We start from the raw sequence: 14,016 nt of genomic DNA on the forward strand, positions 1-14,016 counted from the left end.
CGTCAGTTGCTTCCGCTGGGTGGCTGTCCGCCACTACGGTCGGCCACTGACTCGGCGGAGAGGGTGCCCCACCGGGGCCGGGGGAGGTCTCCGGAGCCCCCTCTTCGCCGGGCGTCAGCCGAGATACGCGTCGAGCGTGACGGCCAGCGCCGATTCGGGTGACGGTGCGAAGCTCGCCCCGGCCAGCCCGCCCCAGAGCCAGAGCTGCGCGAGGCCGTGCAACGCCGCCCAGAGTGACGCGGCGACCAGCCGCAGGTCGGCGCCGGACCGCGCGATCGGCGTCGGCACGGCGGCCACCAGGACGGCGAAGGTGTCGAACACCGCGCTCGCCGCCGCCGAGAGCGCCGGGTCGGTCGCGTCGATCAGGTCGCGGCGGAACATCAGCTCGAACATCGCCGGGTTGGCCAGCGCGAAGTCGACGTAGCTGTGGCAGGCGGCGGTGAGCCGCTCGCGTGGCGACGTCTCCGGCAGCGTCTCGCGGCGGGCGAGCAGGTCGGCGTACCCGCGGGTCGCGACGGCCGACAGCAGCTCGGCGCGCCCGGAGAAGTGCCGCAGGGGCGCGCCGTGCGAGACGCCGGCCGCCTTCGCGATTCCGCGCAGCGTCACGGCGTCGACGCCCTCGCCGGCCAGCAGCTCGGACGCGGTGTCGATCAGGCGTTGCCGGGTGCCCATGCCTCGTCCAAGGTGATCGGGAGCAGGTCGGGGCGTTTGGCGAAGAAGCCGTCGCCGGGCTGGCGGCCGATCATCCGGTTGCGCGTGCGCGTGACGGCGACCGGGAGCACCTCCCGCAGCACCCAGTGCAGGTCCGCGCGCCAGCCGCCGTGGGACGGCGTACCGGGCAGTGGCGCGAGCCAGCCGGGGTCGTGGTCGAGGCCGAGTAGGCCGAGGACGTAGGCGGCGAGCCGGTGGTGCCCGTGCGTGGACAGGTGGAGCCGGTCGGCGCCGAAGTAGCGCGAGTCGGTGGCGGCCTGGTCGGGCCACAGGTCGACGAGCCGCGCGCCGTAGCTGACGGCGGCCTCGCGGATGGCCTCGTTGAGCGCGACGATCCGCGGCCGCATCCGCGCGCCCAGCGGCATCCGGTTCGAGACGTCGCTGAGGGTGAAGGTGACGACGGTGGGCGCGATCTCGGTGCAGGCCCGGATGGCGGCGTCGACCCGGCGGGCCACGGTCCGCGCGTCCCAGCCCCGGCTCATGACGTCGTTGCCGCCGCCGAAGAGCGCGATCAGGTCGGGTTCGAGGCGGGTCGCGGCGGGCACCTGCTCGGGCACGATCTGGTCGAGCCGCCGCCCGCGGACGGCGAGGTTCGCGTACCGGAAGCGCGGCTCCTCCTCCGCCAAGCGCGCGGCGACGAAGTCCGCCCAGCCGCGGTACTGGTGCCGGCCGGGGTACGGGTCGTCGAGACCTTCGGCGCAGCTGTCGCCGAGGACGACGAAACGGTGGTAGCTCATTCCCGATCTCCGTAACCCGTGGTTCACCTTGTGGACACTGTCTATCAAACTTCTGTAGACGCTGTCTACATCGGGTGCCCTCGACTGATCCCGAGGTCAAGGCCGGGTGCGTCGGTAAAATCCACGTGAGGCGTTGCATCTTTCCTAGGGAAAGTGACGACTCGGTGGGGCGCGTGGGCTGAGGGGTGGGACCGGCGTCCTGGGGGCTGGGTCAGGCGAGCCGGGCGCGGTGGGCCGAGACGGCCGCGCGGCGGGGGTCCGACGGCGGGAGCGTCGTCAGCAGCGCGTCCAGGATCTCGAAGTCGTCGACGCCGCACGAGGTTTCCCAGAACGACCACAGCACCGCCGGGTCGGTGCTGTTCAGTGCCACCTGGCGGACCTGGGCCGTGAGCGTCTCACGTTCTTCGCGGATCGCCGGGGCCTCGGACTCCGGCAGCAGCGGCCCGCGGAACACCTGCAGCACGTCCGACGGCGAACCCGAGCGCAGCAGCGACCGCGCCTTCACGAAATCCGCGTCCACCTCGGCCGCCAGGCGGTACGGGCGGGTCTGCACCACCGTCGCGCCCAGCTGGGAACGCAGGCGGTGGATCTCCGCGCGGACCGTCACCGGGTTGCCCGACTCGCCGTAGAGCTGCAACGCGAGCCGCTCGGCCGAGAGGCCGTTCGGGTGCAACGCCAAGAGCGTCAGGATTTCCGCGTGGCGCAAGGTGAACGGCACGTCGCGACCGTCCACTGTGGTCGATCCGGCGCCGTCGGCCAGGTACTCGAGGCGCAGCCGGGGGCGGTGGCCGCCGCTGCCGCCGGAGCGCAGCCGGAGCAGGTAGCCCTCGGCCAGTGGCTCCATCGTCGCGATCCGGCCGTCGGGGAGGGCGACCGTGCCGCCGCCGCGACGGACGTCCACCGTGGCCGGCAGCAGGCACGCCTGGGCCGCGAGCACCCGGCCGCTCGCCGAGAGCAGCGCGCCGGGGCGGCCGCGCAGGGCTTCCAGGTGGGGCATGTTGACGCGCCGCAGCCGCTCGTCGCGGACCGCGAGCTGGGCGCGCAGCTGCCCTTCGGCGAGCTGCGCCGTCGCCGTGACCAGCGACAACATCGCCGGGTGGACCGTGCGCAGCGGGCCGCTGACGTCGATCGAGCCGAGCAGCACGCCGGTTTCCGGGTCGCGCACGGGTGCCGCCGCGCACGTCCACGTGTGGTAGCGCCGGACCAGGTGCTCGGCCGAGTAGATCTGCACCGGCTCGCCGGTCGCCAGGGTCGTGCCCATGGCGTTCGTGCCGATCGCCGACTCGCTCCACCGGGTGCCTTCGGAAAGGCCGACGTGGTCGGCGCGCACCAGCTGGTTCGCGGCGCCCTCGCGCCACAGGATCAGGCCCTCGGCGTCGGTCACGATCATCACGTGCTCGGCGTCGTCGGCGATGCTCACCAGCATCTGCCGCAGCACCGGCAGCACGGGCGCCAGCGGGTGGGCTTCCCGCAACGCCGTCAGCACGTCGACGTCGTAGACGAACGGCGCTTCACCCTCGTCCGGGTCGACGTGCGCGGCCAGCGACCGGTCCCAGGACGCCGAGACCACGGAGCGTGGCGAACGCGGGCCCGGCAGCCCGGCCAGCACCGCCGCGCGGACGTGTTCGAGCAGCCGCGCGTACGACTCCGGATCGCGCAGCATCTCGGGCTCGGGCGCCTCTGCCACGTTCTTGAGAGTAGAGAGCCAGCTCACAGGGCTGCAACGTCCGTGCAACGTTGCCCGGCCTACGTTCGGCGGCGCCCGAGAAGAGCCGTCACTCCGAGCAATGAGGCAGGGAAGATGGTCCAGTACGCCGCACCGAACACCGAAGGCAGCGTCGTCAGCTTCGAGTCACGCTACGACCACTACATCGGCGGCGAATACGTGCCGCCCGCCGGCGGCCAGTACTTCGAGAACCCGACTCCCGTCACCGGGAAGACCTTCTGCGAGATCGCCCGCGGCACCGCGCCGGACGTCGAGAAGGCCCTCGACGCGGCCTGGGGCGCGGCCCCCGCGTGGGGCAAGACCTCGGTCGAGGAACGCGCCGGGGTCCTGCTGAAGATCGCCGACCGGATGGAGCAGAACCTCGAGAAGATCGCGGTCGCCGAGGCCTGGGAGAACGGCAAGGCCGTCCGCGAGACGCTCGCCGCCGACATCCCGCTGGCCATCGACCACTTCCGCTACTTCGCCGGCGCGCTGCGCGCCCAGGAGGGCGGCATCTCGCAGATCGACGAGAACACCGTCGCCTACCACTTCCACGAGCCGCTCGGTGTGGTCGCGCAGATCATCCCGTGGAACTTCCCGATCCTGATGGCGGTCTGGAAGCTCGCCCCGGCGCTGGCCGCGGGCAACGCGATCGTGCTCAAGCCGGCCGAGCAGACCCCGGCGTCGATCCACGTGCTGATGTCGATCATCGGCGACCTGATCCCGCCGGGCGTGCTGAACATCGTCAACGGCTTCGGCGTCGAGGCCGGCAAGCCGCTGGCCTCCAGCAACCGCGTCCGCAAGGTCGCCTTCACCGGTGAGACGACGACCGGGCGGCTGATCCTGCAGTACGCCAGCGAGAACATCATCCCGGTGACCGTCGAGCTGGGCGGCAAGAGCCCGAACATCTTCTTCGACGACGTCGCCGCGCAGAACGACGCCTTCTACAACAAGGCGCAGGAGGGCTTCACGCTCTTCGCGCTGAACCAGGGCGAGGTCTGCACCTGCCCGTCGCGGGCGCTGGTCCAGACGGGCATCTACGACAAGTTCATGGGTGACGCCGTCGAGCGCGTCCGCAAGATCAAGCAGGGCCACCCGCTCGACACCGACACGATGATCGGCGCGCAGGCGTCCAACGACCAGCTCGAGAAGATCCTGTCCTACATCGACATCGGCAAGCAGGAAGGCGCCGAGATCCTGATCGGCGGCGGCCGCAGCGACCTCGGCGGCGACCTGTCCGGCGGTTACTACGTCGAGCCGACGGTCTTCGCGGGCGACAACAAGATGCGGATCTTCCAGGAGGAGATCTTCGGCCCGGTCGTGTCGGTGACGAAGTTCGACGACTACGACGACGCCATGAAGATCGCCAACGACACCCTCTACGGCCTCGGCGCCGGCGTCTGGTCCCGGGACGGCAACACCGCCTACCGGGCCGGCCGCGACATCCAGGCGGGGCGCGTGTGGGTGAACAACTACCACGCCTACCCGGCCCACGCGGCCTTCGGCGGCTACAAGGCGTCCGGCATCGGGCGGGAGAACCACAAGATGATGCTGGATCACTACCAGCAGACGAAGAACATGCTGGTCTCCTACTCCGACCAGGCGCTCGGGTTCTTCTGATGACCGAGCGGGTGGCGTTGACGGAGGAGGCGGCCGACCTCCTCCGGAAGCTCGCGGCGACCCACGGACCGGTGATGTTCCACCAGTCCGGCGGGTGCTGCGACGGAAGCGCCCCGATGTGCTACCCGAAGGGCGAGTTCAAGACCGGCCAGACCGACGTGCGCCTCGGCGACCTGGTCGTCGAGGGCATGGAAGACGTGCCGTTCTGGATGTCGGGACCGCAGTTCGCGTACTGGAAGCACACGCACCTGACGGTCGACGTCGTCCCGGGCCGCGGGAGCGGGTTTTCGCTGGAGGCGCCCGAAGGCGTGCGCTTCCTGATCCGCTCCCGCCTGTTCACCGACGAGGAGTCGGCGGCGCTGAACCGAAAGCACTGAACAACGCCGTGGCGAGCACCAGCCCTTCCCGGGCGACCGGGGCGAGCAGGTGCTCGTCCGGCGCGTGCTGCAGGCAGCCGGGGTAGGAGTGCGGCAGCCACAGCGTCGCCAGGCCGAGGACGTCGGTGAAGACGTGGTTGGGCAGGCCGCCACCGAAGTTCGGCAGGAGCGCGACGGGCTGGGCGGCGACCTCGTCGAGCGCGGCCTTGGCCCAGCCGACCCACGGGTCGTCGACTGGCGTGCGGCTGGCCCGGAAGTCGCCGCCGACGGTCACCTCGACCATCGGGAACCCTTTTGCGGCAAGGTGATTCGTGACCGCATCCGGGATCTTCCCGACGTCGGTCCCGGCGACGTACCGCAGTTGCAGGACCGCCCGCGCGCGGCCGGGGATCGCGTTGACCGGCCGGTCGACGTCGCCCGCGTCGAGCGCGAGGACTTCGAGGGTGTTCCAGCCGTAGAGCCGTTCCGCGGCGGTCAGGCCCGGCGCGCCCCAGCCTTCGTCCGGTACCGGGTCTCCGGGCGTGTTGGCGATCTTGAGGCCGTCGAGTGCCGCGCGCACGCTCTCGGGGAGTTCCGGCGGGAGCAGTTCGGGCACCTGGACGCGGCCGTGGCCGTCGACCAGGCTCGCGATCGCCCCGGTGAGCGTGGTGGCCGGGTTGCGCAGGACCCCGCCTCAGTTCCCGGAGTGGTAGGCGTCCGGGCGCAGGTCGATGTCGAGCGCGAACCGGATGGCACCACGCGCGCCGAGGAACAGCGTCGGTGTCGCGGCGTCCAGGCGCGGGCCGTCGGAGGCGATGAGGACGTCGGCTTCGAGGAGGTCCTTTTCCTGCGCGGCGAACTCGGTGAGGCCGGGTGAACCGATCTCCTCGCCGGTCTCGAAGAGGAACTTGAGGTTGAAGCCGAGGTTGCCGCGGTCGGCGAGCAGGAGCCGCAAGGCCGTCAGGTTGATCAGGTGCTGACCCTTGTTGTCCGCGGTGCCGCGGCCGTACCAGCGGTCGCCGTCGGCGGTGAGCGTCCACGGGCCTCGCCCTTCGCCCCACTCGCCGGCCTCCCCGACGACGTCGGCGTGGCCGTAGCAGAGCAGCGTCGGCAAGCCGGGATCCTCGACGCGGACGCCGACCAGGAACGGGCCACCCGCCGGGGCCGGGTTCGCGTGCTGCGTGACTTCGCAGCCCAGCGCCGTCAGCGCGGGCGTGAGGACTTCGTCGAGGTAAGCCTGGATGGCGACGCGGCCTTCGGGCGCGTCGCTGACCGTGGGGTACGCGACGAGCGTGGCCAGTTCGGCGAAGAGAGCGCCGGAGTCGACGTGGGCGCGGGCCTGGTCGAGCAGTTCCATGACCTCAGCCTAGAGGTGGGAAACAATACGAACGATCGTGCTATCTTCGGAGCATGAACGTCGACAGCGTTTACGTGGGGGAACCGAGCGTCCTGGGGTACCGGCGCGAGCTGCCGGTTCTGAGCGGGATCACCAAGGCGCTGGTCACAGCGCCGGAGCTGAACCTCACCGAGCTGAACCTCGACGGCGACCGGCAGGCCGACCTCACCGTGCACGGCGGCCCCGACAAGGCGGTCTACGTCTACCCGGCCGAGCACTACGCGGCCTGGCGCGAGGACGGTTTCGAGGTGTCGACGGCCGACTTCGGCGAGAACATCTCCCTGTCCGGGCTCACCGAGGACGACGTGCGGATCGGGGACGTCTGGGCCTGGGGTGACGCGCTCGTGCAGGTCTCCCAGCCGCGGTCGCCGTGTTTCAAGCTCGCGATGAAGACCGGCCGCAAGGACGCCGTCCCGGCGATGATCGACTCGGGGCGCTCCGGGTGGTACCTGCGCGTGCTGCGGCCGGGCACCGTGCCGACGTCGGGTGCGGTCGAACTGGTCGAGCGCGCGGACGGGCCGACGGTCGCCGAGGTGTACGTCATCTCGTTCGCGAACTACGGGCAGCTGCCGCCGGAGCACGTCGGGGCCGCGCTGGACTTCGCCGACCGCGTGCTGGCGGCACCCGCGCTCGCCGAGCAGTGGAGCGCCGGGATCCAGTCCACTGTGGACCGCTGGCGGGCCCGCCGTGCCGGTTGACGGGCGGCTGGCCCGCGGCGACGCGACCCGCCGCTTGGTGCTGCGGCGCGCTGTGGACGTCGCGTCGGTCGACGGGCTCGACGGGCTGTCCCTCGGCCGGCTGGCCACCGAGCTGGAGCTGAGCAAGAGCGGCGTCTTCGCCCTGTTCGGCTCCAAGGAGGAACTGCAGCTCGCGACGGTCGAGGCGGCGTTCGAGATCTTCCGCTCGCACGTCGTGACGCCGGCGACGGAGGTGCCGCCGGGTCTGCCGCGGCTGCGGGCGATCTGCGAGAACTGGCTGGACTACTCGGAAAAGCGCGTCTTCCCGGGTGGCTGCTTCTTCTTCAACGTCGGCGCGGAGTTCGATGCGCGCCCGGGCCGGGTCCACGACGCGGTGGCGGCGGCGAGCGGCTCATTCGCGGACTTCATCCGCGCGTCGGCTCTCGAGGCAGTAACCCTGGGCCACGTCGAGACGGACCCCGAAGTCCTGGCTTTCGAACTGCACGCGCTGGGCCGAGCGGCGAACGCGGACTCCGTCCTCACCGGCACCGCCACCCCCTACACCCTGGCCAGGCGAGCCATCGGCGCAAGACTGTCGTGAGTGTTTAGGGCGGTTCTAACCGCCCTAAACACTCACGACAACGGGACCACCTGCTTACTTCCAGTCGACCTGGGGGCTGCGGTAGAAGTTGATGCCTTCGAGGGTCCAGCGGGGGGACTGCTTCGCCAGGCGCAGGCGGTAGGCGTCCCAGTTGTGCGTGGCCTTCGGGGACCAGCCGATCTCCGCGATGCCCGGCAGGCGCGGGAACGCCATGTACTCGATGTCGTCGCTCGTGCGGATGGTCTCCGTCCACAGTGGAGCTTCGACGCCCGCGACCTGGCTCTCGCCGACGCCGGTCACCAGCGACGCCGGGTCCCAGTTGTAGCCGTCCTTCACCTCGACCAGGGCGGCCCAGTCCTGGCCCAGCGGCGTGGACTCGTCGTACTTCATGTCCAGGTACGCGTAGTTCGCCGGCGACATCAGGATCTTGTTGCCCCGGGCCGCCGCGGCGGCGACGGAGGCGTTGTCACCGCCGAAGTCCCAGTACTGCGGGATCGCCGACACCGGCGGCGTGGCCTTGGCGATCTCGTGCCAGCCGGTGATCTTCTTGCCGTACTTCGCGACGATCGGCGCCACCTTCTGCTGGAAAGTGATGTAGTCCGCCGGGGGCGTCGCGTGGGCCTCGTCGCCGCCGATGTGGAGGTACCGGCCCGGCGTGATGGCCGACAGCTCGCGCACGACGTCGTCGACGAACTTGTAGGTGATCGGCGACGAGATGCACAGCGAGCTGTAGCCGACCTCGGTGTCGGTGCGCACCGGGACGGCCTTGCCGTCGCAGTTCAGCTCCGCGTACGTCGACTGCGCCGCGTTCGTGTGGCCCGGCATGTCGATCTCCGGGATCACCGTGATGTGCCGCGAAGCCGCGTACGCGACGATGTCCTTGTACTGCTTCTGCGTGTAGTAGCCGCCGGGGTCGCCGTACGCGGCCGTCTTGCCGCCGACGGTCGCCAGCTTCGGCCAGCTCTTGATCTCGATGCGCCAGCCCTGGTCGTCGGCCAGGTGCAGGTGCAGCGTGTTGAGCTTGTACTGGGCGATCTGGTCGATGTACAGCTTGACCTGGTCCGGCTGGAAGAAGTGCCGGGCGACGTCGAGCATCGCGCCGCGTTCGCCGAAGCGCGGGTAGTCGAGGATCGTGCCGCCGGCGACGGTCCACGTCCGGTGCTGCACGTGCTTCGCCTCGATCGCCGACGGCAGCAGCTGCCGCAGCGACTGGACGCCTTCGAAGAGCCCGTCCGCGGTGTTGGCCGACAGGGAGACGCCGTTGCGCGCGACCTTCAGCTGGTAACCCTCGGTGCCGAGCCGGGCGTCGTGACCCAGCTCGAGCGAGATCGCGGGCAGGCCCCACGCGCGCGGCACGACCGGCAGCGGGTAGCCGGTGGCCGGGCGCAGCAGGCCGCGCAAGTAGTCCGCGACCTGGCCGGCGCCCCGATCGGCGCTGATCACGGTGAACGGCGTGAGCCGGAAGTCCGCCTTCGTGTCGGCTTTCGCCGAGACCGGCGCGGGGACGACGTCGGTCACGCTGCGTTCGGGGGTGGTGGTGGCGGGGGCCGCCGCGGCGGCGGCGGGCAGGCCGACTGCCGTCAGACTCACGACAGCCGCGGTCAAGACGGCTCTGGACAAGCGCATCAAAGCACCTCCGGTCGGGGACTCCCTCACAAAGGTACAGACCAGCCGGTGTATTTGGAACAATACTTTACGAAGTGCGCAGCGCGGCCCGGATCGCGTCCAGCACGGCCGGATCCTCGATGGTCGAGGGCGCCGCCTCGTCGCGGCCGTCGGCGATCGCGCGCATGGTCTTGCGCAGGATCTTCCCGGACCGCGTCTTCGGCAGAGCGTCCACAATGGACACATCGCGGAACGCGGCGACCGGCCCGATGTCCCGGCGCACCACCGCCACCAGCTCGTCGCGCAGCTGGTCCGCAGGCGTGTCGACGCCGGCCTTGAGCACGACGAAGCCGCGCGGCAACTGGCCCTTGAGCTGGTCGGCGACCCCGATCACGGCGCACTCCGCGACCGCCGGGTGCGAGGCCAGCGCGGCCTCCATCGACCCCGTCGACAACCGGTGGCCGGCGACGTTGATGACGTCGTCGGTGCGGCCCATGACGAACAGGTAGCCGTCCTCGTCGAGGTACCCGGAGTCGCCGGTCAGGTAGTGGCCGTCGTAGCGGGAGAGGTAGGCCTCGCGGTAGCGCTCGTCGTCACCCCAGAGCGTCGGCAGCGAGCCCGGCGGCAGCGGCAGCTTGACCGTGATGGCGCCCTCGCGCCCCGCGGGCAGCTCGTCGCCGGCCTGGTCGAGGATCCGGACGTCCCAGCCGGGCACGGGCTTGGTCGCCGAGCCGGGCTTGACGTCCATCGGCTCCAGGCCTCGCAGGTTGGCCGCGATCGGCCAGCCCGTCTCGGTCTGCCACCAGTGGTCGATCACCGGCGTGCCCAGCTTCTCGCGCGCCCAGTGGTAGGTCTCCGGGTCGAGCCGCTCGCCGGCCATGAACAGCGTCCGGAACTGCTTCAGGTCGTACTTCTCCAGTTCCTTCGCGTCCGGGTCGACCTTCTTGATCGCCCGCAGCGCGGTCGGCGCGGTGAACAGCGCCTGGACGCCGTGCTCGGCGATGACCCGCCAGAACGCGCCCGCGTCCGGCGTCCCGACCGGTTTGCCCTCGTAGAGCACTGTCGTCGCGCCCGCCAGCAGTGGCGCGTAGACGATGTAGGAGTTCCCGACGACCCAGCCGACGTCGGAGGCCGTCCACCAGACGTCGCCCGCGTGGACGTCGTAGATCGCGTTCATCGACCAGGCCAGCGCCACCGCGTGCCCGCCGGTGTCGCGGACGACGCCCTTCGGCTTCCCCGTGGTCCCGGACGTGTAGAGGATGTAAAGCGGATCGGTCGCCTTCACCGGTACCGGATCGACCGGGGACGCGCTCGCGGCCAGCTCCCGCCAGTCGACGTCCCGCTCGGTCAGCTCGGCCGGCGCCTGCTCGCGCTGCAGCACCACGACGTGGTCCGGCTGGTGTTCGGTCAGCTCGAGGGCGGCGTCGATGATCGGCTTGTACTCGACGACGCGCGTCGGCTCGATCCCGCAGGACGCGGCCAGGACGACCTTCGGTTTCGCGTCCTCGATCCGGGCCGCGAGCTCCTTCGGCGCGAACCCGCCGAAGACCACCGAGTGCACCGCGCCGATCCGCGCGCAGGCCAGCATCGCGATCACGGCTTCGGGGACCATCGGCAGGTAGACGATGACGCGGTCACCGTGCGTCACGCCGAGCGAACCCAGCGCACCGGCGAAGCGCGCGACCTCGTCGCGGAGCTGTTCGTAGGTGAACGTGTGTTGCTGTCCGGTCACGGGGGAGTCCCAGATCAGCGCGTCCTGCCCGCCGCGGCCGGCCTCGACGTGGCGGTCCAGGGCGTTGTAGGAGGTGTTCAGCTCGCCGTCGGGGAACCAGCGGTAGAAGGGCGGGTTCGTGTCGTCGAGGGCCCGTTCCGGGGCCTTCGTCCAGGTGATCGTCTTGGCCGCTTCCAGCCAGAACGCGTCCGGCTCGGCCAGGCTCCGCCGGTAGGCCTCGGAGTACGCGCCCATTCCCGCTCCTTCGCGTCGAACGTCCCGCCGGTCCCATCATGACGCCGAGACGGCGGGCCCGCCGGATTCCGCGCGGGATCCGGGCGCCGGAAAGACCCGGCAACCCAACGGCGGCGGCGCGCGTCCTAAGCTGGACCGCGGGGAAATGCCGCGTGACGGTAAGACGTGAACACGGACAGTGAGGGGAGCCCGGCAGTGAACGGACTCGCGAGCGCGTTGCTCTCGCTAGCCCATTCCTTGTTCGGCCCGGGCTTCTGCCCCGGCGACTGGGTCTGGGCCACGAGTGCGGCGGGCGCGCTCGTCGCGTTGCTGCCGCCGATCGGCGCGCTCGTCGTCTCGATCATCCGCAAGGGCACCGGCAACCGGTACGACCTGACCACGCTGTCGGTGTTCGGCGTGATCGGCCTGCTCAGCACGCTGGTGCTGCCGTGGCTGCTGTCGAACGGCGTGTCGGGTGTCTACCGCATGGTGTTCGCCGGCCAGAGGTCCGGGCTGTCCGCGAGCGAGGTCGCGACGCTGAAGGGGCCCGGTGGCTGCTGGGTCGACTCGCAGGTGAACTACCTGGGCGGCCGTCAGACCGTGTTCGACGTGCTTTCCTCCGGCAGCACCGGCGCCGACGACCTCCCGTTCTTCGTGTACCTGCTGGCCTTCATCGTGCTGCCGGCCGGGTCGCTGCTGTTCGTGATGCTGCAGGGGCGCACGGCGTTCCGCCGCGGTCCGAAGTGGCCGTCCCGGTTCTTCTGGATCCCGTTCGTCGCGATGGCCTTGTTCAGCGTCGGTATGGAAGCGAACACCGCGCTGCACTTCTGGCTCGGTTTCCTGCCGTTCAGCGTGCTGGGCCTGATCCCGGTCGCGATGGTCGGCCCGCCGCCGTGGTCGGTCATCAACCGGCCGGACGTGCCGCCGCCGAACCGCAACCCCGAGCCCTACCGGCCGCCGCAGCAGCCGCCGTCGCAGGTCCAGCCGCGGCCCACCCCGCCGCCTCCGCCGCCCCCGATCAACAAGCCGTACCCGAAGACGGCGCTCGCGTCCGCGCCCGAACCGCCCCCGATGGCGGGCGCGCTGGCCGCGGCGCCGGGCCCGATCCCGCACCCGCCCGGCTCGCGCAACGCCGGCGGCAGCCGTTACCGGCGCGTCAAGCAGCTCGGCGCCGGCGGTTTCGGCACGGTCTGGCAGGCCGTCGACACCCAGCTCAACCGCACGGTCGCGCTGAAGATCGCGCACGCGCCGGACCGCGACACCGCCGAGCGCATGCAGCGCGAGGCCCGCGCGCTGGCCGTCGTCAGCCACCCGAACTGCGTCAAGGTGTACGACCTGGCCGAGGAGCCGGACGGCCTCGCGCTGGTCATGGAGTACCTCGAAGGCCGGCCGCTGGCCGAACTGGTCGACGGCCAGGGTCCGCTCGACGACGTCGCCGCCGGCCGCCTGTGGGCGACCATGGCGGGCGCGCTCGCGGCCGCCCACGAGAAGGGCGTCCTGCACCGCGACATCAAGCCGTCGAACGTCGTGCTCGACCCCAGCGGCCTGGCCCACCTGATCGACTTCGGCATCGCCCGCAGCCAGGGCGACTCCAAGATGACCGCGACCGGCATGATGATCGGCACGCCGGACTTCGTTGCCCCGGAGCAGGCGATGGGCGCGACGGCCTCCCCGGCGTCCGACGCCTGGCAGCTCGCGGCGACGATCAGCTACGCCTTGACGGGCCAGCCGCCCCGCGGCACCCGCGAGACCCCGATGGCGGCCCTGATGGCGGCGGCCCGTGCGGAACCGGTGTCCCGGCTGCCGCAGCGCAGCGCCCACGCGCGGCTGCTGGCGGCGTCCCTGGACCCGGAGCCGCGCCGGCGTCCGACGCTCAACTCGGTGCGCCGCGAGGTGGAGGGCTGGCTGTCGAGGGCGGGCAAGTCCGCGGACGGCCCGGTCACCCGCGTGGTCCCGCGCCAGCCGCACCGCTGACCCGGACCCGTCGTGAGTGTTCAGGGCGGTTAGAACCGCCCTGAACACTCACGACAAGCCGCGGCAGCCCCCTCAGCCCGGCTTCACCGCCGAGAAGATCACCAGCTGCTTCGGCTCCAGCTGGACGTCCACCTGCTCGAAGCCCGCCTTCTCCAGACGACCGCCGAACGTCGGCGCGTCGACGACGTTCATCGTGTCGCCGATGTGCAGCAGGCGGAACCTCAGGTTCAGCTGGCCGTCGCTGCCGCAGTACGTGCCGCCCGGGCGCAGGACCCGCGCGGCCTCGGCGAAGATCGCGTCCTGCAGCTGCTTCGTCGGCACGTGGTGCAGCATCGTGAAGCAGACGACCGCCGAGAAGCGCCCCGACTCGAACGGCATCTCCGCGCCGCTGCCCTCGACGACGTCGGCGCGGTCGCCGAACTTCGCGCGCAGCAGCTCGGTCGACGCGTGGTCGATTTCCAGGACCGTCAGCTTCGGGACGACGCCGAGCAGCACCTTCGTCGTGGCGCCGAAGCCGGGTCCGATCTCGAGGACGTCGTCCCCCAGGTCGCGCTCCTTCAGCCACGGCGTGAGGCGCTCCTCGACGGTGGCCGCCCACTTCTCCGAGCTGCAGATCTTGCGGTGGATCAGGTTCATCGGCATGCCGTCGACGGTAGGGAGCCGTCGTGGTGACCGGTAGCCGATAGCCT

11 protein-coding genes and 1 pseudogene are annotated in these 14,016 nt (G+C 71.1%); 5 read left to right on the forward strand and 7 right to left on the reverse strand.

Features of this window, described 5'->3' with window-relative positions:
* Nucleotides 1–114: 114 nt before the first annotated feature.
* The 3 genes from OG494_RS42805 to OG494_RS42815 all read right to left on the reverse strand — a co-directional run bounded on the left by OG494_RS42805 (nt 115) and on the right by OG494_RS42815 (nt 3,135).
* Nucleotides 115–672, reverse strand: coding sequence for a TetR/AcrR family transcriptional regulator (locus OG494_RS42805; RefSeq protein ID WP_328448680.1), 558 nt, complete (start codon nt 670–672; stop codon nt 115–117).
* Nucleotides 651–1,448, reverse strand: a complete 798-nt coding sequence (locus OG494_RS42810; RefSeq protein ID WP_328448682.1) for an SGNH/GDSL hydrolase family protein — start codon at nt 1,446–1,448, stop codon at nt 651–653. Before OG494_RS42810 ends, OG494_RS42805 begins: the two co-directional genes overlap by 22 nt.
* A gap of 211 nt (nt 1,449–1,659) precedes the next feature.
* Nucleotides 1,660–3,135: a GAF domain-containing protein gene (locus tag OG494_RS42815; protein ID WP_442874351.1), complete on the reverse strand. Its 1,476-nt coding sequence runs from the start codon at nt 3,133–3,135 to the stop codon at nt 1,660–1,662.
* Nucleotides 3,136–3,249: 114 nt separating this feature from the next.
* Between OG494_RS42815 and exaC the strand changes: the two genes are divergently transcribed.
* Entirely contained in the window at nt 3,250–4,773 is a 1,524-nt protein-coding gene (gene exaC, locus OG494_RS42820) for an acetaldehyde dehydrogenase ExaC (protein WP_328448684.1), read from the forward strand.
* Nucleotides 4,773–5,150 (forward strand): DUF779 domain-containing protein, encoded by a 378-nt coding sequence (locus tag OG494_RS42825; RefSeq protein WP_328448686.1) that lies wholly within the window; start codon nt 4,773–4,775, stop codon nt 5,148–5,150. The genes exaC and OG494_RS42825 overlap by 1 nt, the downstream gene beginning before the upstream one ends.
* Here the strand turns inward: OG494_RS42825 and OG494_RS42830 are convergent.
* Nucleotides 5,110–6,486: pseudogene (locus OG494_RS42830) on the reverse strand (M20 family metallopeptidase). The gene OG494_RS42825 and the pseudogene OG494_RS42830 overlap by 41 nt on opposite strands.
* Nucleotides 6,487–6,539: 53 nt before the next feature.
* Here OG494_RS42830 and OG494_RS42835 point away from each other — a divergent pair.
* Together OG494_RS42835 and OG494_RS42840 are read left to right on the forward strand one after the other, a co-directional pair.
* The gene (locus tag OG494_RS42835) at nt 6,540–7,223 is read left to right on the forward strand and encodes an MOSC domain-containing protein (RefSeq protein ID WP_328448687.1); all 684 of its coding nucleotides are present in this window, start codon (nt 6,540–6,542) and stop codon (nt 7,221–7,223) included.
* A complete protein-coding gene (locus OG494_RS42840) occupies nt 7,213–7,803 on the forward strand; it encodes a TetR/AcrR family transcriptional regulator (protein ID WP_328448689.1) in 591 nt (196 codons plus the stop codon). Before OG494_RS42835 ends, OG494_RS42840 begins: the two co-directional genes overlap by 11 nt.
* 54 nt (nt 7,804–7,857) lie before the next feature.
* Here OG494_RS42840 and OG494_RS42845 read toward each other — a convergent pair whose 3' ends face one another.
* Nucleotides 7,858–9,429 carry a beta-N-acetylhexosaminidase gene (locus OG494_RS42845; protein ID WP_328448691.1) on the reverse strand — a complete coding sequence of 524 codons (1,572 nt, stop codon included), beginning with the start codon at nt 9,427–9,429 and terminating at the stop codon, nt 7,858–7,860.
* 67 nt (nt 9,430–9,496) lie between these two features.
* The gene (locus OG494_RS42850) at nt 9,497–11,374 is read right to left on the reverse strand and encodes a propionyl-CoA synthetase (protein ID WP_328448693.1); all 1,878 of its coding nucleotides are present in this window, start codon (nt 11,372–11,374) and stop codon (nt 9,497–9,499) included.
* A gap of 195 nt (nt 11,375–11,569) precedes the next feature.
* On the opposite strand from OG494_RS42850, the gene OG494_RS42855 reads away from it, so the two are divergent.
* Nucleotides 11,570–13,327, forward strand: a complete 1,758-nt coding sequence (locus tag OG494_RS42855; RefSeq protein WP_328448695.1) for a serine/threonine-protein kinase — start codon at nt 11,570–11,572, stop codon at nt 13,325–13,327.
* Between the two features lie 72 nt (nt 13,328–13,399).
* Here the strand turns inward: OG494_RS42855 and OG494_RS42860 are convergent, their stop codons facing one another.
* Nucleotides 13,400–13,969, reverse strand: coding sequence for a class I SAM-dependent methyltransferase (locus OG494_RS42860; RefSeq protein ID WP_328448697.1), 570 nt, complete (start codon nt 13,967–13,969; stop codon nt 13,400–13,402).
* Nucleotides 13,970–14,016: the final 47 nt, after the last annotated feature.

Origin of the sequence: Amycolatopsis sp. NBC_00438 (genome assembly GCF_036026695.1) — a bacterium.
Lineage (GTDB): Bacteria > Actinomycetota > Actinomycetes > Mycobacteriales > Pseudonocardiaceae > Amycolatopsis.